This window comes from Frateuria sp. (assembly GCF_013362045.1).
Lineage (GTDB): Bacteria > Pseudomonadota > Gammaproteobacteria > Xanthomonadales > Rhodanobacteraceae > Frateuria_A.
On the sequence record NZ_JABFWW010000039.1, the window covers coordinates 1 to 20,664 of the forward strand.

The following is a 20,664-nucleotide window of genomic DNA, read 5'->3' on the forward strand; positions in this document are numbered from 1 at the left end:
GCAGCAGCCGGTCGGCCAGCGCCGCCAGCCGGTCGGCCTCGGCGATCACCATGCCCGCCAGCGCCTTGAGCTCGCTCTCGCCGACGCGCCGCTGCAGCAACTGCGCGGCACCGCGCAGGCCGGCCAGCGGGTTCTTCACCTCGTGCGCGAAGCCGCGCAGGCTGGCCGACACGGGCGAGTCCTCGCCGGCCGGCGGCGCCAGCGCGTGCACTTCCAGCAGCAGCGTATCGGCCGCGAGAGGTTGCAGCGTGGCGTCGACGTGGCGCTCCCCGCCCAGCGGCAGGTCCCGCCAGCGCACCGTGCGCTGGCCGTCGCGCGCCTGCGCCGCCTGCGCCTCGATCGCCGGATCGCCCAGCAGCGCCGTCAGCGGCTGCCCCACCGCGCGCCGCGGCCCCAGCGCCAGCATCTCGGCCAGCGCCGGGTTCAGCCAGGCCAGGCGCAGGCGGGCGTCGACCAGGCCCAGCCCGGTCGTCGCCTGCTCCGCCCATGTGCGCCAGTGGGCTTGGTTCATTGCACCATGATGGTTGTTGCGCCCTGTTGGTGCAATGTTGCCGCCGGGCTAGCGGGTCACCACCTCCCGGTGCATCGGCGCCAGCTTGGCCAGCAGTTTGTTCTGTGCACGGAACGGGATGCCGTGCTTGTCCATCGCCTTCTGCAGGTCCTCCACCAGCGCGTTGAACTGGCTGCGGTGGATGTCCAGGCCGCGGTGCACCTGTTCCATGTTCTTGCCGGTGTAGGTGCACGGGCCATCGAGGATCACGCAGAACTGGTCGACCAATTCGGCCTTGACGTGCTCGCGGTCGACGTTGGCGAAAAAGGGTTGCGTGCGCGGGTCGGCCATCAGGTTGGCCATGAAATCGTCCATCAGCGCGACGAGGCCGGCCTTGCCGCCGAATTCCTCGAACACCGGCTTGAGCGCCGGGTCGCGCGGCGCCGGGTCGGCCGCCGGGTGGGAGGCGGGCATGGCGTCCTGCGCGTGCAGCGCGCCGGCACCGAAGCCCACGGCAAGCACCAGCGAAAGCAGCGTTTGCTTGATCATGATGTGTTTCCTTGTCAGAAGCCGAACTGGACGGAGGCGTAGACGCCGCGCTGGTGATCCTTGATGACGATGTTGCCGAGGTCGGCATAGGCCAGCGTGACCGAGACGTGCTTGGTCGGCGCCCAGGCGACGAAGGCGTCGTACCAGTCGTCTTCCTTCGCGATGCCCAGGTTGTCCGGCTTCATGCGGTACTCGGCGCCGATCGCCCACTGGCGGCTGAGCAGGTAGGCCACGGAACCTTCCAGCTCCGCCTGGTAGCCGTCGTGCCGGTCGCCGCCGAAACCGAGGATGCCGATCTGGTTGGCCTTGGTGAAACGCACGGTGGCGTTGACCAGCAGGCTCTGGGCGAGGAACAGCTTGGTCGCGTTGATGTAGTAGTCGGTTCCCTGCGAGCGCTTGGCGCCGACGAACTTGACGATCGCGTCCTGGTCGTTCTTCTTGTACTGCGCGCCGATCGAGACCTGCGGCAGCCAGCTGTCCTGCTCCAGCACCGCGTCGCCGAACAGGCGCACCTTCACGCCCACCACGTCCTGCCGGAAGGTGAAGCCGCGGCCAAGGCCGAGCGCTGCGCCGACGTCCTCGGTGTCGAAGCGCTGCTGCGCGTAGGAGAGCTCGACGCGGTTGTACAGGCCGACCATCACGCCGGCATCGTCCAGATGGTAGTCGGGCAGGTTCACGCGCGTGTAGAACGCGTTCGCGCCGATCTGGTCGCGCGTGCCGTAGCCGCCGATCAGCGCCCATGGCGTAAGCCCGCCGCCCGCGGCGCCCTCGACCTGGCTCACGCCGCCGGTGAGCAGCAGCTTGCCGCTGGCGCCGGCATCGTCGGCCATCGCCAGGCCCGGTACCGCCGCCGCGATGAGAAGCGCACCGAGCAGGCGCGCCCGGATCCCCTGTTGCTTGTGCATGGTGTCTCCCTGTCTGTGGATGCGCTCGAGCGCACCGCCGGATGCACTTACGGATGGAGGGCGCGATCGGATGCAGCGGCGTCGACGGCCAGGTGCCAGTTGCCGTTGAGGCCATCGCCGCGCGTGTCGGCTGGCGTGGCATCGCCGGCATAGCGGTACAGCGGATGGTCGTGCCAGGACCACTGGCGGCGGCCGTCGGCACGCACGATCACGCCGAAACCCTGCGGCACCGATGCCGCGGCGGGCGCCTCCAGCGGCGGCCAGACGACCGCGCACGGCCCATTGCAGGCGCTTTGCCCGGGCACTGCGTCAGCGTCGTAGACGTACAGCGCGCGCCCCTCGCCATCGACCAGCCGGCCCTGCCCGCCATGCCGGGGCATCGTCTGCGCCACCGCGCCCGCCGCCATCGCGAGCATGCCAGCCGCGATCCACCACCACCCCGTTCGCTTGTCCATCCACGCTCCCCTGCGGCCCGTCGCCGTCCTGCCAGGTACGCGCCGATCGACCGCGCGGATGCATGCCGACCTGCGACGGCGACGACGGTTCGGCCACCGCGGCGCGCGTACGGTTGGCCGTGCGCGACCCGGCGAGGACACGGCCATGACCCAACTGATCGTCTGCTGCGACGGCACCTGGAACACGCTGGAACACACCGACCAGGGGCTGCCTGCGCCGACCAACGTGGCCAAGCTCTACAACGCCGTGGTCAAGGACGCGCAGCAGCTGGCGTATTACCACCCGGGCGTGAGCACCAGCGGCGGGCTGCTCGACCACCTGGTCGGGGGCGGCACGGGCGCGGGGCTGGACCGCAACATCATGAGCGCCTACCAGTGGCTGGCGGTGCGCTATCGCAGCGGCGACCGCATCTTCCTGTTCGGCTTCAGCCGCGGCGCGTACACCGTGCGCAGCCTGGGCGGCTTGCTCGCGCACAGCGGGCTGCTGGACCTTTCCGACGCGACGCTCGCGCCGGCCGAGGTGTGGGCGCGGGTGGGCGAGGTGTTCGAGGCCTACCGTTCGGGGCAGCCGTTCGCCAACGCCGCCGGCTACGCCTTCCACGACGTGGCGTCCGGGCAGCCCGCGGCCGGCACGGTGCCGATCCATTTCATGGGCGTGTGGGACACGGTGGGTGCGCTGGGCATTCCGCTGGAGCTGTCGGTGCTGCGCTTCATCGGCGACCCGCGCCGTTACCAGTTCCACGACACCAAGATCAGCCCGCTGGTGCTCAACGCCCGCCATGCGGTGGCGCTGGACGAACGCCGCGCCGATTTCCAGCCCACGCTGTGGACCAACATCCGCCGCCCGGACAAGGTGCGCCAGGTATGGTTTTCCGGCGTGCATGGCGATGTCGGCGGCGGCTACGCGCAGGCGGGCCTGTCCGACATCGCGCTGGCATGGATGCTCGACGAGGCGGCCGCGTGCGGGCTGCGGCTGCGCAACGGCGCGCGGGCGCAGCTGCATCCGGATCCGCAGGGCGTACTGCACGACTCCCGCCAGGGCCTCTTCAAGCTCGGCCCCAGCCAGCCGCGCGCAGCGGTGCAGGTGACCGCGTCCAGCGTGCAGGCAGGCCTGTTGCATCCAGGCGCGCTCGCCCGGCAGGCCGACCCGCCGCTGGCGGAGGGCGAGTACTGGCCCACCCGCCTGCTCGCACCGGGCGAACGGGCCACGCTGGATGTATTCGCCTCGCAACGCTGGAACGCCGCCGGCCTGTATCTGGAGGCTGGCGCCAGCTACCGCTTCGGCGCCTCGGGCGAATGGCTGGACGCGGAGGTGAAGTTCTCCCCGGCCGGCGGCGAGGTCGGCGGCCACCACGCGTCGGACGTCGCGCGCCTCGCAGCCTCGGCGCTGGGCGCGGTGGAGAACGTCTTCAACGCGGCGACCCATGGCAACAGCGACTTCTGGTTCACCCGCCGCATCGAATCGGCGCCGTGGTTCGCGCTGATCGGCTTCGCCGCCAACGGCACCGGCGATGGCCAGGGCGAGACTTTCGTCATCGGCGAGGGCTGCAGCTTCACCCCCGCCGCCAGCGGCTACCTCTATGCCTATGCCAACGACGCCTGGCAGGCATACGCCAACAACCACGGCAGCGTGGCGCTGACGGTCGAGCGAATCTGATCGCTGCTGCCGCGCACGGCGAAGGCGATGGCGCCCAGGCCCTCGCCTCGCCGTGGATGGCCTGGACGCGTCAGATCGCGTAGTACATCTGGAATTCCAGCGGGTGCGTGCTGGCGCGGTAGCGCGTCACTTCCTGCATCTTCAGCGCGATGTAGGCATCGATGAAGTCGTCGGTGAACACGCCGCCGGCCTTGAGGAAGTCACGATCCTTGTCCAGCGCGTTGAGCGCCTCGTCGAGGCTCGCGCACACCTGCGGAATGTTCTTTTCCTCTTCCGGCGGCAGGTCGTAGAGGTCCTTGTCGGCCGGCGCACCCGGGTCGATCTTGTTGATGATGCCGTCCAGCCCCGCCATCATCAGCGCGGTGAACACGAGATACCCGGAGTTCATCGGATCGGGAAAGCGTACCTCGATGCGGCGGCCCTTGGGGCTGGACACGTACGGGATGCGGCAGCTCGCCGAGCGGTTGCGCGCCGAGTAGGCCAGCATCACCGGCGCCTCGAAGCCCGGCACCAGGCGCTTGTAGCTGTTGGTGGTGGAGTTGGCGAAGGCGTTGATCGCCTTGGCGTGCTTGAAGATGCCGCCGATGTACCACAGCGCCAGCTGGCTCAGGCCGCCGTACAGCTCGCCGGCGAACAGGTTCTGCCCGTCCTTGGCCAGCGACTGGTGCACGTGCATGCCCGAACCGTTGTCGCCCACGATCGGCTTCGGCATGAAGGTCACGGTCTTGCCGTTCTGGTGGGCCACGTTCTTGATGACGTACTTCATCGTCATCAGCTCGTCGGCCTTCTTCACCAGCGTGTTGAACTTCACGCCGATCTCGCACTGGCCGGCGTTGGCCACTTCATGGTGGTGCACCTCGACCACCTGGCCGAGCGACTCGAGCACCTTGCACATGTCCGCGCGCAGGTCGCCCAGCGAGTCGACCGGCGAGACGGGGAAGTAGCCGCCCTTCACGCCCGGGCGGTGGCCGGTGTTGTCGCCGTCGTACTTGTAGCGCGAGGACCACGCCGCCTCTTCGGAGCCGATCTCGTAGAACACGCGGCCCATGTCGTTCTGCCAGCGCACCGAGTCGAAGATGAAGAATTCCGGCTCCGGCCCGAAGAACGCGGTGTCGGCGATGCCGGTGGACTTCAGGAACGCCTCGCCGCGCTTGGCGATCGAGCGCGGGTCGCGGCCGTAGGCCTGCATGGTGGAGGGCTCCAGCACGTCGCAGTGCAGGATCAGCTGCTTGTGCTGCGAGAACGGATCCAGGTGCGCGGTGTCCGGGTCGGGCAGCAGCACCATGTCCGACTCGTTGATGCCCTTCCAGCCCGGGATCGAGGAGCCGTCGAACATCTTGCCGTCCTCGAACGTGCCCTCGTCGATGGCATGCGCGGGGAAGGTCACGTGGTGGTGCTTGCCGAGCATGTCGGCAAAACGCAGGTCGACGAACTCGACGTCGTGTTCGGCGATCAGGTCGAGCACTTTCTGGGCGGTCATGGGCAAAGCCTCGGAACGGTGAAAGGGATGCGGCACCCTTGCAATGCGCGTGCCAGCGGCCTCGCGGCGGAAGCGGCCCCGGCGCAAAGGCACGGAACGCGAGACCAGTGGCCGCAGCGGCGTGGATGCGGGGGTTCTTGCGGACCAGGACGGGGGATTCTTCAACCCGCCGCCCTGGTGCAATCATTGCACCATAAACGTGCGCCAGAATGCTCACGCCAAGCACCCCGCTTGCCCGTAAGCTATGCCGTTTCGTGCCGGTCGCCGGCACACTCCGGAGAGTGTTAGTGAGTGACCTGGTCCGCGTCATCCTGCTCGGCATCATCGAGGGCATCACCGAGTTCCTGCCGATCTCCAGCACCGGCCACTTGCTGATCGCGGAGAAACTCGGGCTGGGTGCGCGTTCGGACCTGTTCAACGTGGGCATCCAGGCCGGCGCCATCCTGGCGGTGACGCTGATCTACTGGAGGCGCCTGTGGGAGCTGCTGACCCAGTGGCGCGATCCGATCAACCGGGACTACCTGGCCAAGCTCACGGTGGCGTTCCTGATCACCGCGGTGCTGGGCTACATTGCGGTGAAGCACGGATTCAAGCTGCCCGAGACAGTGGCGCCGGTCGCCTGGGCGCTGGTCATCGGCGGCCTGTGGATGCTCGGCGCCGAGGCGCTGGCCGCACGTCAGCCGGATCGGAGCGAGGTCACCTGGCGCGTGGCGATCCTGGTCGGTATCGCGCAGATGATCGCAGGCATCTTTCCCGGCACCTCGCGCTCGGCCGCCACCATCTTCGCCGCGCTGCTGGCCGGCACCAGCAACCGCGCGGCGGCCACCGAGTTCGCCTTCCTGGTCGGCATCCCGACGATGTATGCCGCTTCCGGCTACGAACTGCTGAAGGTGCTCAGGGGCGGCGGCGCCGCGCACGAGGACTGGAACGCGCTAGCCCTCGGCTTCGTGGTCTCGGCGATCGTCGCCTTCATCGCGGTGAAGTGGCTGCTGGGCTATATCCGCAGCCACCGCTACACGCCGTTCGCGATCTACCGCATCGCACTGGGCGTGGCGCTGCTGCTCTGGTTGCCGGTAGGCGGTTGAAGGCCGGGCAGGCGACCCACCCGATCCGCGTTCCTGGCAGCGGTCGCACCGGACGCAGCTTGCTGCCGACTCGCCTCGAACCGTCAGGGTCGGCGCACCTGCCGCGCCGCGGCACGCGCCACGCGATGTAACAGCTTTGGGCTCGGGCGGTTGCGGACGCCGCGGCTCAAGCCACGGCCACGGGAGCGCCCTGCTCGACCTTGCCGCTCCCCCGCGCCGGCATCCGCAACTGCGGCTCGTTGGTGCGCTCGAACAGCTCCCGCACCCATTCGATGAACGCCTGCACGCGGGCGGACAGGTGCTTCTTCTGCGGGTAGACGATCCACACCGGCTTGCCGGTGGAGCGGATCTCGGGCATCACCAGCTGCAGCTTGCCCAGGTCGAGCATGCAGGCGACCAGCATGTGCGGGGCCTGGGTGATCCCCAGGCCCGCGGCGGCGGCCTGGATCACCGACTCGGCGTCGTTGATCAGCAGGTGCGCATCGACGTCGACCGAGATCGGGCCGTGCGGGCCATCGAACTGCCATTGGCGCGGGCGGCCGTTGGGATACACATAGTTGATGCAGCGGTGCTGCTTGAGCTCGTCGATGGTGGCCGGCGCGCCATAGCGGGCCAGGTATTCCGGCGAGGCGCAGACCACGTTGCGCAGGTAGCCGATCTTGCGCGCGATCAGGCTGGAATCCTCCAGTTCGCCCACGCGCACGGCGCAGTCGATGCCTTCGCCGTTCATGTCGGCAGGCAGGTCGCTCATCGAGAGTTCCAGGCGGATGTCCGGATAGCGTTGCTCGAACTCGGTCAGCCGCGGGATCAGCGCCGCGCGCCCGACCGCCAGCGACAACGCCACGCGCAGCTTGCCGACCGGCTTGCGGTTGGCGTAGCCCAGCGCCTCGGTGGCCTCGGCAAGGTCGGCCAGGATGTCCTTGCAGCGGGCGTGGAACACCGCGCCGTCGTCGGTCAGCCGCAGCGCGCGGGTGGAACGGAACAGCAGGCGCGCGCCCAGGCGCTCCTCCAGCCGCGACACCGCGCGGCTCACGCCCGAAGGGGTCATGCCCAGCTGGGCGGCGGCGGCGGCGAAGCTCTTGGCTTCGACCACGCGGACAAAGGCGGAGATTGCTGCGAAGTCTTCCATTGAGCCGACTCCAGGGTTATTCGTGACTCGTCGTCACTATTGCATTGCACAAGACTGCGGTTTTCTGTACCGGTAAGTGTACCTATTCTCCCGGGCCTCTGCCGGTCCTATACCGATCGGTGCACTAATTTAGACCCGGGAGCGCAGTATGAAGAAGCGATGGATCCTCTTGAGCCTGGCCGCGGCCGTGGCGGTCGGCAGCTGGGCGGTGCTCGGCGGCCATGGCGACAGCCACGCACAGGAAGCCGGCGCGCCGCCGCCGCCCGCGGTCACGGTGGCGCAGACGCTGGTGCGCCCGGTCAGCGATACCGACGCCTTCACCGGGCGCCTGCAGGCGATCGACACGGTGGAGGTGCATCCGCGCGTGAGCGGCTACGTCACCGCCGTGCATTTCAAGGAAGGCACGCGCGTGCGCAAGGGCGACCTGTTGTTCACCATCGACCCGCGGCCCTACCAGGCCGAGGTCGACCGCCTCGCCGCCACGCTCGAGCAGACCCGCGCGGAGCAGAAGCTGGCCGCGTCCAATGCCGAGCGCGCGCAGAAGCTGCTGGCCCAGCATGCGATCTCCACGCAGGAGGCCGACCGCCTGGTCACCGCCGCGGCCAGCGCCAAGGCGCAGGCCGCGGCCACCGGCGCGGCGCTGGAAGCGGCGCAGCTCAACCGCGGCTTCACCGAGGTGCGCGCGCCGATCGACGGCCGCGTCAGCAACGCGCGGATCACCGCCGGCAACCTGGTCACGCCCGCGGACGTGCTCACCAGCGTAGTGAGCGTCGACCCGGTGTATGCCTACTTCGACATCGACGAACACAGCTACCTCAAGCTCGACGCCCTGCGCCGCCAGCGCGGCGAGGCGCCGCAGGTGGCGATGGGCCTGGTCGATGAAGACGGTTACCCGCACCAGGGCCGCATCGACTTCATCGACAACCAGCTCGACGCCGGCAGCGGCACGATCCGCCTGCGTGCGGTGTTCGACAACGCCGATGGCCGCTACACGCCGGGCCTGTACGTGCGGCTGGAGCTGCGCACGCCCAGCCGCCAGCCGCGCGCGCTGATCGACGAACGCGCAGTGGGCACCGACCTGGGCAACAAGTTCGTCTACGTGCTCGATGCCGACCGCAAGGTCGAGTACCGCAAGGTCACGCTCGGCCCGCTGGTCGACGGCCTGCGCGTGGTCACCGACGGCCTCACCGCCAAGGACGTGGTGGTGGTCAATGGGCTGCAGCACGTGCGCCCCGGGATGGCGGTCAACCCCACGCTGGTGGCGATGGAGAGCCGCAGCCTCGATGCCGGCAACCGCCTGGCCAAGGCTGGCGGCGGCAACGGCAAGGTCGCCTCGCGCAACTGACGCAACGCCATGACTTCCTCCCCTGCATGCAGGGGGAGGCTTGAGGAAAGAGGCGCCCTCCGTCGCGGCGGGCACCTCGTTTCCGCCCCGCTGCGCAGGCAGCGGAGCGAATACCAGGAATCGATCCGATGAAACTCGCCCAATATTTCGTGGAGCGTCCGATCCTCGCCGGCGTGCTGTCGGTGCTGATCGTGATCGCCGGCGCGATCTCGCTGTTCAAGCTGCCGATCGGCGAATACCCGGAAGTCGTGCCGCCGACCGTGGTGGTGCGCGCCAGCTATCCCGGTGCCAACCCCAAGGTGATCGCCGCCACCGTGGCCACGCCGCTGGAAGAACAGATCAACGGCGTGGAGGGCATGCTCTATACCTCCTCGCAGGCCACCAGCGACGGCGCGATGACGCTGACCGTGACCTTCGCGCTGGGCACCAACCTGGACAACGCCCAGGTGCAGGTGCAGAACCGCGTGGCGCAGGCGCTGCCGCGGCTGCCGGAGGAAGTGCAACGGCTCGGCGTGACCACACAGAAGAGCTCGCCCGACCTCACCATGGTCGTGCACCTGATCTCGCCCGACCAGCGCTACGACATGCTGTATTTGTCCAACTACGCGCGGTTGCACATCAAGGACCAGCTGGCGCGCCTGGACGGCGTGGGCGACGTGCAGATCTTCGGCGCCGGCGAGTACTCGATGCGCGTGTGGCTCGATCCCGAGCGGCTGGCGATGCGCGGCCTGACCACCGGCGACGTGGTCAACGCGATCCGCGAGCAGAACGTGGACGTGGCCGCCGGTTCGCTCAACGCGCCGCCGGCACCGAACGGCGCGGCCTTCCAGCTCAACATCAACACCCGCGGCCGCCTGGTCAACGAGGACGACTTCGCCAACATCGTGCTGCGCACGACCAGGGATGGCGCGGTGACGCACCTGCGCGACGTCGCACGGGTGCAACTGGGCTCCAACAACTACGCGCTGCGCAGCCTGCTCGACAACAAGCCGGCGGTGGCGCTGCCGATCTTCGCCCGCCCCGGCTCCAACGCGATCCAGATCTCCGACGAAGTGCGCGCCACCATGGCGCAACTGAAGGCCGACTTCCCGCAGGGCGTCGACTACAAGATCGTCTACGACCCCACCGTGTTCGTGCGCGGTTCGATCGAGGCGGTGGTGCACACGCTGTTCGAGGCGATCCTGCTGGTCGTGCTGGTGGTGATCCTGTTCCTGCAGACCTGGCGCGCCTCGATCATCCCGCTGGTGGCGGTGCCGGTGTCGCTGGTGGGCACCTTCGCGGTGATGTACCTGGCCGGCTTCTCGTTGAACGCGCTGTCGCTGTTCGGCCTGGTGCTGGCGATCGGCATCGTGGTGGACGACGCCATCGTGGTGGTCGAGAACGTCGAGCGGCACATCGAGCATGGGCTGAAACCGAAGGAAGCCACGCGCCGCGCGATGACCGAGGTGACCGGTCCGATCGTGGCCACCGCGCTGGTGCTGTGCGCGGTATTCATCCCGGCGGCCTTCATCAGCGGCCTGACCGGCGAGTTCTACCGCCAGTTCGCGCTCACCATCGCGATCTCCACGGTGATCTCGGCGTTCAACTCGCTGACCCTGAGCCCGGCGCTGTCCGCGCTGCTGCTGAAGGAACGCGGCGCGCCGAAGGACCGCTTCAGCATCCTCCTCGACCGCGGCTTCGGTTGGCTGTTCCGCCCGTTCAACCGCCTGTTCGTGCGCGGCGCGGACCGCTACGTCGGCGGCGTGCGCCGCGTGCTCGGCAAGGGTGCGCCGGCGCTGGTGATCTATGGTGCGCTGGTGGCGCTGGGCGTGTTCGGCTTCATCCACGTGCCGACCGGCTTCGTACCTTCGCAGGACAAGCAGTACCTGGTGTCGTTCGCGCAGCTGCCGGACGCCGCCTCGCTCGACCGGTCCGAGGACGTGATCCGCCGCATGAGCGAGATCGCGTTGAAGCAGCCGGGCGTGGAGAGCGCGGTGGCGTTCCCGGGCCTGTCGATCAACGGTTTCACCAACTCGCCGAATTCTGGAATCGTCTTCGTTACCTTGAAGCCGTTTGAGAATCGTACCGATCCCGCGCTCTCGGCCGGTGCCATCGCCGGTGCGTTGAACCAGAAGTACGCGGCCATCCAGGACGCCTACATCGCGGTGTTCCCGCCGCCGCCGGTGATGGGCCTGGGCACGATCGGCGGCTTCCGCATCCAGATCGAGGACCGCAGCGATCAGGGCTTCGAGGAGCTCTACAAGCAGACGCAGAACCTGATCGGCGCCAGCCAGAAGACGCCGGCGCTGGCCGGGCTGTTCTCCAGCTACCAGGTCAGCGTGCCGCAGATCGACGCCGAGGTGGACCGCGAGAAGGCCAAGGCCGAGGGCGTGAACCTGGCCGACGTCTACCAGACCATGCAGGCCTACATGGGCTCGCTCTACGTCAACGACTTCAACCGCTTCGGGCGCACCTACCAGGTCAACGTTTCGGCCGAGCCGGGATTCCGCCACGAGCCGAAGGACATCCTGCAGCTGAAGACGCGCAACGCCGCCGGCGAGGCGATCCCGCTGGGCTCGTTCGTGAAGGTGCAGCAGGGCGTGGGCCCCGACCGCGTGCAGCACTACAACGGCTATCCGACCGCCGAGATCAACGGCGGCCCGGCGCCGGGCTATAGCTCGGGCCAGGCGCAGGCGGCGATGGAGAAGCTGGCGAAGGACAACCTGCCCAACGGCATGAGCTACGAATGGACCGAGCTCACCTACCAGCAGATCCTCGCCGGCAACACCGCGGTGCTCGTCTTCCCGCTGTGCGTGCTGCTGGTGTTCCTGGTGCTGGCTTCGCTGTACGAGAGCCTGACCCTGCCGCTGGCGGTGATCCTGATCGTGCCGATGGTGCTCTTGTCCGCGATCGCCGGCGTGTGGCTGTCCGGCGGCGACAACAACATCTTCACCCAGATCGGCCTGATCGTGCTGGTGGGCCTGGCCTGCAAGAACGCCATCCTGATCGTGGAGTTCGCCCGCGAGGCGCAGATCCACGAAGGGCTGGACCGCTGGAAGGCGGTGCTGGAAGCGGCGCGCCTGCGCCTGCGCCCGATCCTGATGACGAGCTTCGCCTTCATCATGGGCGTGGTGCCGCTGGTGACCTCGCACGGCGCCGGCGCGGAGATGCGCCACGCGATGGGCGTGGCGGTGTTCTCCGGCATGTTGGGCGTGACGTTTTTCGGCTTGCTGTTCACCCCCCTGTTCTACGTGATCGTGCGCGGCTGGAGCGAGCGCGCGGCGGCGCGGCGTGCCGTGCGCCATCCCACGCTGCCGACGGCGTTTGAGGAGCATTGAGATGATTTCGCTGATTCGCACCGGCGCGCTCGCCAGCGCGCTTGCACTGGCTGGTTGCATCAACGTCGGTCCGGACTACCACCATCCGGCGGAGAAGCCGGTCGCGCTGCAGGGCGTCGACGCCGCACGCCAGTCGAATGCCGACTTCCAGGCCGACTGGTGGAAGCAGTTCAATGATCCGACGCTCGACGCCCTGATCACCCGCGCCGCGAAGAACGCCCCGGATCTCAAGATCGCGCTGGCGCATCTGGACGAAGCGCGCGCCCTGCTCGGCACCGCGCGCTCCGCGCAATGGCCCGACATCGAGACCGACGCAAGCTACACGCGCAGCCGTGGCCAGACGCCGGGCGTGAGCACGCAACGCACCACTACGACCGCCTACCAGGCCGGCTTCGACGCGAGTTGGGAGCTGGACCTGTTCGGCGGCGTGCGCCGCTCCGTGCAGGCCGCGCGCGCCGACAGCGAGGCGGCTGCCGCTTCGCTGCAGGATGCGCAGGTGACGCTGTTCGCCGAAGTCGCGCGCAACTACTTCGACTTGCGCGGCACGCAGCTGCGCATCGAGGTGGCGCAGCGCGACATCGCCAACCAGCGCGAGGCGCTGGAGCTGATCCAGAGCCGCGCCGCGCTCGGCACCGGTTCGCAGCAGGACGTGGCCAGCGCCCGTGCGCGCCTGGCCGGCGTGGAGGCCACGCTGCCGGTGCTCCAGACGCAGGCGCAGGCCGACGGCTTCCGCCTCGCCGTGCTGCTGGGCGAGCGCCCCGGCGCGCTGGACGTGGACCTTTCCAGCGCGCACTTCACGCCGATCGATACCGTGCTCGCCATTGGCAACGCCGACGACGTGCTCAGGCGCCGGCCGGACATCCGCATCGCCGAGCGCGAGCTCGCCGCCGCCACCGCGCGCGTCGGCGTGGCCAAGGCCGAGTGGTTCCCGCATGTGCAGCTCGGCGGCTTCCTCGGCTTCCTGGCCGGGCGCAGCAACGACTTCGGCAGCCCGTCCACGCGCGCCTGGTCGATCGCGCCCAGCATCCGCTGGTCGGGCCTCAACGTGCAGCGCGTGCGCTCGGGCGTGAAGGCCAGCGAGGCCCGCACGGACGCGGCGCTCGCCAGTTACCAGCGCACCGTGCTGCGCGCGCTGGAAGACGTCGACGACGCACTGGTCGGCTACAACCAGCAGCGCGTGCGCGTGCAGCATCTGCTCGAGCAGGCGGAGCAGAGCGAGCAGGCCGCGAAGCTGGCGAAGATCCGCTACGACGCCGGCGCCATCGATTACCTGGAGCTGCTCGACGCCCAGCGCACGCAGTTGTCGGCCGAAGACCAGCTCGCCGAGGCCGAAGCCGGCATCAACCTGCGCGCGATCGCGCTGTACAAGGCGCTCGGCGGCGGCTGGCAGGCCTGCGCCGACGAGCGCTGCGGCGCGCTGGCTGCGGCGCGCTGATGCGATGAGGTACGAGGACGCCGCCATGGTCCCGACGGATACCGCCAACCGCCGCATCGTGCTCGCCGCGCGCCCGCGCGGCCTGCCGAGGGCGGAGGATTTTCGCCTCGAGTCCTCCGCCGTCCCGGTGCCGGACGATGGTCAGGTGCTGCTGCGCACGCTCTGGCTGTCGCTCGATCCCTACATGCGCAACCTGATGGATCCCGCCGGCACTTCCTATGCGCCGGCCGTGGCGCTGGGTGCGACGATGATCGGCGGCACGGTCAGCCGTGTGGTCGCCTCGCGCCATCCGACGCTCCGTGTCGGCGCTCTGGTGCTCGGCAACGCCGGCTGGCAGGACTACGCGCTGTCCGATGGCAGCGACCTGCAGCCGCTGGGCGACCTGGCTGAGCCGTCGCTGGCGCTGGGCGTGCTGGGCATGCCCGCGTTCACCGCCTATGTCGGCCTGCTCGACATCGGTCAGCCGCAACCCGGCGAGACGGTGGTAGTGGGCGCCGCCACCGGCGCGGTCGGTTCGGTGGTGGGCCAGATCGCCGGGCTCAAGGGCGCACGCGTGGTCGGCATCGCCGGCGGCGCCGACAAGTGCCGCCATGCAGTGGAAGCGCTGGGTTTCGATGCCTGCCTCGATCATCGCGCGCCCGGCCTGCCCCAACGCCTTGCCGCCGCCTGCCCGGGTGGCATCGACGTCTATTTCGAGAATGTCGGGGGCGCGGTGTTCGATGCCGTGCTGCCGTTGCTCAATGCGAATGCGCGGGTGCCGGTGTGCGGCGTGATCGCCCACTACAACGAGGGCGACGACCACCCCGGCCCGGACCGCCTGCCGGCCACGATGAGCACCGTGCTGCAGCGACGCATCCGCATGCAGGGCTTCATCATCCTCGACCACTACGCCACCCGCTTCGAGGCATTCCGCCGCGACATGGGCGGCTGGCTCGCATCGGGCGAGGTGAGGTCGCGCGAGGATCGCGTGGACGGGCTGGAGAACGCGCCGCAGGCTTTCATCGGGCTGCTGCAGGGACGCAACTTCGGCAAGCGCGTGGTGCGCGTCGCCGGCGCCTGAGCCGGCCGCGCCTCGTTGCCGGCGGGCGGATCGCGCCGCTCGCCACGCGGGCGCGACCGCTTGTCCCATCGCGCACGACGGCCATGCCCCATGGACCTAGCCTGCCGGGGCCCGCACGAGCGGGCGTCACCGGGACACGCCCCATGCATCGGATCTGCCTGCTCAGCCTGTTGCTCGCCGGCGCTCTGCCAGCGTTCGCCATCGCCCAGGACGCGCCCACGCTGTTCGCGCCGGGCGTGATCTCCGGGCCGGACGGCGAAGGCGCGGCCGCGTTCACGCCGGACGGCGCCACGGTGTATTTCATGCGCGGCGCGGGCGACGGTTCCGCCGTGCTGGAATCGCGGCGCACCGGGAACGGCTGGTCCACGCCGCAGCCGGCGCCGTTCTCCGGCCATTGGCGCGACCTCGATCCGACGATGGCGCCGGACGGCTCCTACCTGCTGTTCGTCTCCAACCGGCCCATCCGCGGCGACACGCCGATCGACATGACCTACCAGGGCAAGCGCCACACCGGCGGCGGCATGAACCTGTGGCGGGTCGACCGCAAGGGCTCGGGTTGGGGCGAACCGGTGCGCCTGCCCGACCGGGTGAACAGCTGCCCGACGACCTTCGCGCCCAGCGTCGCCGCCGATGGCGACCTCTACTACATCGGCTGCGACGGCGCGCAGCAGCCCCTGCATCTGATGCATGCGGCCTACCGCCAGGGCCGCTACCTCGCGCCCCAGGTGGTCAAGCTCGCCGACGCGGACACGGTGATCCGCGACCCGGCCATCGCGCCCGACGGTTCGTTCCTGGTGGTCAGCCTGAAGCGGCCGCCGAACCCGGCCTACCGCCTGGCGATCGCCTTCCGCACGGCCGACGGCTGGACCGCGCCGCAGGACCTGGGCGATGCCGCCAACCAGGGCAGCAATCTGGGCGGCCAGCTCGGCCCCGATCGCCGCACCCTGTACTTTTCCAGCGACCGCGCCACGGCCAAGGGCGGCGCGGGCGGCAACGACAACCTGTGGCAACTGTCGCTCGCGCCGTGGATCGCCGCCGGCCCGGCGGTGGACGCGCCATGGACGCTGCCCAACGACGCCTCCCCGGCCTTCAGCCGTGACGGACGCACGGTGGTGTTCGCGCGCGGCCGCGCCGCGACGCGCCGCGTATACGTCTCGCAGCGGCAGGGCACGCGCTGGTCGGAACCGCAGCCGGCGCCCTTCTCCGGCAAGGCCTGGATGGACCTGGAACCGGCGATGGCACCGGACGGCTCGTTCCTGCTGTTCGTCTCCAACCGGCCGCCGCAGCCCGGTGGCGCCATGCTCGATGGCGCCTACGAGGGCCAGTCGGCACCCGGGCGCGGCGGCAACCTGTGGCGCGTGGACCGCACCGCCGGCGGCTGGGGCGCGCCGGTCCGCCTGCCCATGCCGCTCAATGCGGGCACCTCGATCTATGCGCCGGCCGTGGCTGCGGACGGCAGCGTGTACTTCATGCAGCCGGACCCGGCGACCGGCCATTTCCGGCTGTACCGCAGCCGCTACGCGCAGGGCCGCTACCAGGTGCCCGAACCGCTGTCCTTCAGCAACGGCCAGCTGGCCGACTACGATCCGGCGATCGCGCCGGACCAGTCCTTCATCGTGTTCAGCTCCGACCGGGCGCCCTCGACCGCCAACACCAGCGCGATCTTCGTGGCCTTCGCGCAGGGCCAGGGCTGGGGCACGCCGATTGCTCTGGGGCCCTCGGGCATCGAATCGAGGCTGGCGCCGGATCTGTCCAGCCTTTAGTTCAGCGGGCCGGACAGGCGCATCCACCGCTTCGCGCTCGGCGCCTGGCTCAAGCAGCACGCCGCGGGACGATGATGCAGCTTTCCCCGGCCGCCGGCAGACTGCACACTGCAGCCCCTGGCTTGCGCGGGAGAGCTGCGATGGAACCGGTCCGCGAAGGCATCGCACTCGCACCCACTGCCAGTGCACGGCCGCAACGCCTTGCGCTGGCATTCGCCTTCTGGACCCTGCTGGCGCTGTCGTACACGCTCAGCGCCGGGCTGTCCTCGATCAGCGAAGGCCACCCGCCCGGATGGTCGCGCGCGCTGGCGTGGAACCTCTCCAACTTCTGGCTGTGGATGGCGCTGGTGCCGCTGGTGGCCTGGCTGGGCCGGCGCGGCGCGGACGGCGGCTGGCGCCGCTTTTGCGCCGTGCACGTGCCGGCGGGGCTGGCGGTAGCGCTGGCGCAGATGCTGGTGCAGCTGTCGCTGTTCTGGATGTTGTGCGGGCCCGGGCGCATGCCGGTGCGCACGCTGGGCGGCTATGTCGCCATGGAGTTCGCCTACAGCTACCACCTGGCGGTGCTCACCTACTGGATCATCCTGGTGGTGCTGCGCGGCCTCGAATCGCGGCGGCGGCTGCGCGACGAGCAGCTGCGCAGCGCGCAACTGCAGACGCAGCTGGCGCAGGCGCAACTGCAGGCGCTGCGCATGCAGCTGCAGCCGCACTTCCTGTTCAACACCTTGAACGCGATCTCCGCGCTGGCGCTGGCCGACCCGCTGCAGGCGCGGCTGATGATCGCGCGGCTGAGCGACCTGCTGCGCCTGACGCTGGAGGAGCGCCACGCCGCCGAGATTCCGCTCGCCCGCGAGGTGGAATTCCTGCGCTGCTACCTGGAGATCCAGCAGGTGCGCTTCCAGGACCGGCTGAGCACCCAGCTCGACCTGGCCGAAGACACCCTGCGCGCCGCGGTGCCCAGCATGATCCTGCAGCCGCTGGTGGAAAACGCGCTGCGCCATGGCCTGCTGGCCAAGCCCACGCCCGGGCGGCTGCGCATCGGCAGCCGCCGCGAGGGCGACGAACTGCGCCTGCATGTCGACGACGATGGCCTGGGCCTGCCGCCGGATGGCCCGCTGGAAGGCCTGGGCCTGGGCAACACGCGGGCGCGGCTCAAGGTGCTGTTCGGCGCCGCAGCCAGCCTCGCGCTCAGCGCCAAGTCCGAGGGCGGCACGCGCGTGGAACTGCGCCTGCCCTACCGCGAGCACGCCGCATGAGCACGGCACCGATCCGCACCGTGCTGGTCGACGACGAGGTGCTGGCCCGCCTGGCCTTGCGCCAGGCGCTGGCGGCACACGCGGACTTCGAGATCGTCGGCGAATGCGGCAACGCGGCCGAGGCGCTGCAGGCCGTCGCCGCGCTGGCGCCGGACCTTTTGTTCCTGGACATCCGCATGCCCGGCCTGGACGGTTTCAAGCTGCTGCACCAGCTCAAGCCCGACACGCTGCCGATGGTGGTGTTCGCCACCGCCTATGGCCAGCACGCGCTGCGCGCCTTCGACGCCAATGCGCTGGACTACGTGCTCAAGCCGATCGACCAGGCGCGCTTCGACCAGGCCATCGAGCGCGTGCGGCGGCACTGGCACGGACTGCCGGCGCGCCGGCCGTCGCCCGGCGTGCCGGCGATGGCCGGACCGGCGCAACGCATCAGCGTGCGGGTGGACGAACACATCCGCGTGATCGCCACCGAGGCGATCGACTGGATCCAGGCCGACGGCAACTACGTGCACATCCACGTCGGCAGGCAGGCCTACCTGCACCGCGAGACCCTGAGCGGCCTGCTGGCGACGCTCGATGCCGGCCGTTTCCTGCGCATCCATCGCGGCACGCTGGTGAACGTGGAACGCATCCGCGAGATCCATCCGCTGTTCCAGGGCAACGCCGAGGTGGTGCTGCACGACGGCACGCGGCTGACCCTCAGCCGTCGCTTCCGCGCCCACGCGCAGCGCGCGCTCGGCATCGCCTGAGCACACCGGCCAGGCCGCCCGTCCCGGCGCGGCCACCGCTGGTCACACAGCGGCGGCGGCGCCCACGCATGCGCGGCAGGCTAGCGCCTCCCTCCACGAGGAACCCCGCATGCGACTGCACCGCCTTGCCCTTGCCCTGGCCCTCGCTGCGGCCGGCCCCACGGTGGCCGGGGCCGAACTGCTCGGCCCCGGCGTCATCTCCACCGGCCTGCAGGAAACGTCCGCCGCGTTCTCGCCGGATGGCAATACGCTGTTCTTCATGCGCTCGGACTTCGCCGAGAAGGACGACACCATCCTGGTCTCGCACCGGCAAGGCGACGGTTGGTCGCAGCCCGAGGTCGCCACCTTCTCCGGCCAATGGCACGACTCCGAACCGGCCTATGCGCCGGACGGCAAGCGCCTGTACTTCGTGTCCAACCGCCCACTGCATGCGGGCGAACCCGCGCTGGAGGCGGAGCTGCTGGGGCAGCGCTTCGCCGGCACCAACCTCTGGTACGTGCAGCGCCAGTCCGGTGGCCGCTGGAGCGAGCCGGTGCACGTCGAGGGCGCGCTCAACGACGGCGCACAGCTGTACAACCCCTCGGTCGCGGCCAACGGCGACATCTACTTCTCCGCCCATCGCCCCGACTCGGGCAAGCTCTACCAGATCTACGTCGCGCGCCGCACGGCAAAGGGCTATGCGGCGCCCGAGCGCGTGGACCTTGGCGATCCCTCGCGCAACCGCATGGATCCCTGCATCGATCCGCGGCAGCGCTTCCTGCTGTTCGCCGGCAACGAGGGCGACGCGCTGGGCAGCGCCGACATCTACATCGCCTTCCGCCAGCCCGACGGCCGCTGGAGCAAGCCGGAGCACCTGGATGGCGACGTCAACAGCGCCAGCCTGGAAAATGCACCGTCGCTGGGCCCGCGCTTCGGCGAGCTGTATGTATCGAGCAACCGCCGAAACCCGATGCGCTTCCCCAAGCCGCGCGACGACGCCGCATCGTTGCAGCGGCGGCTGAGCGAGCCGCTCAACGGCTCGCGCAACCTCTGGCGGGTGGACATTTCCGACGTGCTGCGCAACCACGGGCTGTCGCCGGACACGCAGGGCCATTGAAAACGGGCGCGCCGCTCAGCGCTGCACCATCACCGCGAACCAGCCCCAGCCGCGCACCCGCTCGGCGATCAGCTTGGCGCTGGTCAGCATCGGCACCGCCAGCAGCGCGCCGGGGATGCCCCACAGCCAGCCCCACACCAGCAGCCAGATCAGGATGGCGATCGGCGACAGGCGCATGCGGTGGCCCTGGATCATCGGCGTGATCAGGTTGCCCTCCACCGCGGTGATGCCGGCGAAGGTCAGCGCCGGCAGCAGCGCGGTGCCCACGTCGTGGGCGTTGATCAGGCCCACCAGCGCCAGCACGACGGTGGTGGCGATGGCGCCCACGTAGGGAATGAAGTTGGCGGTCATCGCCACCGCGCCCCACAGGAACGGGTCGGGCATGTGGTAGAGCCACAGCATCAGCGTGGTCAGCGCGCCCAGGCTGGCGTTGATCAGCAGGGCGGTGAGCAGGTAGCGCGAAACCTCGAGCTGGATGCTGCGCACGATCTCCACCGCGTGGCGCTTGTAGGCGAAGCCGGGCGAGATCTCCACCAGCCGCCGCAGCAGCGAGTCGCCGTAGATCAGGAAGAAGAACACCAGCAGCACCACGGTGAGCACCGCGGCCAGCACCTTGGGCGCGGTGGAGACCACGTCCCAGGCGGAGATCGCCACCGCAGTCGGTTGCGCCGGCACGTTGCGGGCGGAGCCGCCGACCAGGCTCTGCGTGGCGCGGCTGGCCGCCTCCAGCGGCCGGGTGACGCTGCGCAGCTTGGGCACGAAGCTCTTGATCGCCGCTGGTGCGCCGTGGAACCAGCCCAGCGCCGGCTGCGCCAGCGCGCCGACGCCGGCGCCCAGCCCGGCCAGCAGCGCGAGCATCAGCACGCTGGCGGTGAGCCAGCGCGGCAGGCGATGGC

17 protein-coding genes are annotated in these 20,664 nt (G+C 69.8%); 10 read left to right on the forward strand and 7 right to left on the reverse strand.

What is annotated here, in order from left to right:
• The 4 genes from HOQ08_RS01925 to HOQ08_RS01940 all read right to left on the reverse strand — a co-directional run.
• Positions 1-511: histidine kinase dimerization/phospho-acceptor domain-containing protein (locus tag HOQ08_RS01925; protein ID WP_291190771.1), on the reverse strand; the 511-nt coding region annotated here is incomplete at its 3' end.
• A 48-nt stretch (positions 512-559) separates the two neighbouring features.
• Complete coding sequence (locus tag HOQ08_RS01930; protein WP_291190774.1) at positions 560-1,039, reverse strand: group 1 truncated hemoglobin; 480 nt, start codon at positions 1,037-1,039, stop codon at positions 560-562.
• A gap of 14 nt (positions 1,040-1,053) precedes the next feature.
• Positions 1,054-1,944 carry a DUF3034 family protein gene (locus tag HOQ08_RS01935; protein WP_291190777.1) on the reverse strand — a complete coding sequence of 297 codons (891 nt, stop codon included), beginning with the start codon at positions 1,942-1,944 and terminating at the stop codon, positions 1,054-1,056.
• Positions 1,945-1,991: 47 nt separating this feature from the next.
• Positions 1,992-2,399 carry a hypothetical protein gene (locus tag HOQ08_RS01940; protein WP_291190779.1) on the reverse strand — a complete coding sequence of 136 codons (408 nt, stop codon included), beginning with the start codon at positions 2,397-2,399 and terminating at the stop codon, positions 1,992-1,994.
• A 145-nt stretch (positions 2,400-2,544) separates the two neighbouring features.
• Between HOQ08_RS01940 and HOQ08_RS01945 the strand changes: the two genes are divergently transcribed.
• Complete coding sequence (locus HOQ08_RS01945; RefSeq protein WP_291190782.1) at positions 2,545-4,056, forward strand: DUF2235 domain-containing protein; 1,512 nt, start codon at positions 2,545-2,547, stop codon at positions 4,054-4,056.
• A 70-nt stretch (positions 4,057-4,126) separates the two neighbouring features.
• Here the strand turns inward: HOQ08_RS01945 and glnA are convergent, their stop codons facing one another.
• Positions 4,127-5,536, reverse strand: a complete 1,410-nt coding sequence (gene glnA / locus HOQ08_RS01950; protein WP_291190785.1) for a type I glutamate--ammonia ligase — start codon at positions 5,534-5,536, stop codon at positions 4,127-4,129.
• A gap of 287 nt (positions 5,537-5,823) precedes the next feature.
• Here glnA and HOQ08_RS01955 point away from each other — a divergent pair, with 287 nt between their 5' ends.
• The gene (locus HOQ08_RS01955) at positions 5,824-6,621 is read left to right on the forward strand and encodes an undecaprenyl-diphosphate phosphatase (protein ID WP_291190788.1); all 798 of its coding nucleotides are present in this window, start codon (positions 5,824-5,826) and stop codon (positions 6,619-6,621) included.
• A 166-nt stretch (positions 6,622-6,787) separates the two neighbouring features.
• On the opposite strand, the gene HOQ08_RS01960 is transcribed toward HOQ08_RS01955, so the two are convergent.
• The gene (locus HOQ08_RS01960) at positions 6,788-7,750 is read right to left on the reverse strand and encodes a LysR family transcriptional regulator (RefSeq protein ID WP_291190791.1); all 963 of its coding nucleotides are present in this window, start codon (positions 7,748-7,750) and stop codon (positions 6,788-6,790) included.
• Positions 7,751-7,898: 148 nt separating this feature from the next.
• On the opposite strand from HOQ08_RS01960, the gene HOQ08_RS01965 reads away from it, so the two are divergent.
• The 8 genes from HOQ08_RS01965 (at position 7,899) to HOQ08_RS02000 (ending at position 19,768) form a co-directional block, all read left to right on the forward strand.
• Entirely contained in the window at positions 7,899-9,095 is a 1,197-nt protein-coding gene (locus tag HOQ08_RS01965) for an efflux RND transporter periplasmic adaptor subunit (protein WP_291190794.1), read from the forward strand.
• 128 nt (positions 9,096-9,223) lie between these two features.
• On the forward strand, positions 9,224-12,412 hold the full coding sequence (locus tag HOQ08_RS01970; protein WP_291190797.1) for a multidrug efflux RND transporter permease subunit: 3,189 nt from the start codon (positions 9,224-9,226) through the stop codon (positions 12,410-12,412).
• 1 nt (position 12,413) lies between these two features.
• Positions 12,414-13,847: an efflux transporter outer membrane subunit gene (locus HOQ08_RS01975; RefSeq protein WP_291190800.1), complete on the forward strand. Its 1,434-nt coding sequence runs from the start codon at positions 12,414-12,416 to the stop codon at positions 13,845-13,847.
• Positions 13,848-13,872: 25 nt separating this feature from the next.
• Positions 13,873-14,907: an NADP-dependent oxidoreductase gene (locus HOQ08_RS01980; RefSeq protein ID WP_291190803.1), complete on the forward strand. Its 1,035-nt coding sequence runs from the start codon at positions 13,873-13,875 to the stop codon at positions 14,905-14,907.
• Positions 14,908-15,050: 143 nt separating this feature from the next.
• Positions 15,051-16,670, forward strand: coding sequence for a hypothetical protein (locus HOQ08_RS01985; protein ID WP_291190806.1), 1,620 nt, complete (start codon positions 15,051-15,053; stop codon positions 16,668-16,670).
• Between the two features lie 140 nt (positions 16,671-16,810).
• Complete coding sequence (locus tag HOQ08_RS01990; protein ID WP_291190809.1) at positions 16,811-17,923, forward strand: histidine kinase; 1,113 nt, start codon at positions 16,811-16,813, stop codon at positions 17,921-17,923.
• The gene (locus tag HOQ08_RS01995) at positions 17,920-18,672 is read left to right on the forward strand and encodes a response regulator (RefSeq protein ID WP_291190812.1); all 753 of its coding nucleotides are present in this window, start codon (positions 17,920-17,922) and stop codon (positions 18,670-18,672) included. Before HOQ08_RS01990 ends, HOQ08_RS01995 begins: the two co-directional genes overlap by 4 nt.
• Positions 18,673-18,781: 109 nt before the next feature.
• Positions 18,782-19,768, forward strand: a complete 987-nt coding sequence (locus tag HOQ08_RS02000) for a hypothetical protein (protein ID WP_291190815.1) — start codon at positions 18,782-18,784, stop codon at positions 19,766-19,768.
• Between the two features lie 15 nt (positions 19,769-19,783).
• Here the strand turns inward: HOQ08_RS02000 and HOQ08_RS02005 are convergent.
• The coding region (locus tag HOQ08_RS02005; RefSeq protein WP_291190817.1) for an AI-2E family transporter at positions 19,784-20,664 on the reverse strand (881 nt) is incomplete at its 5' end.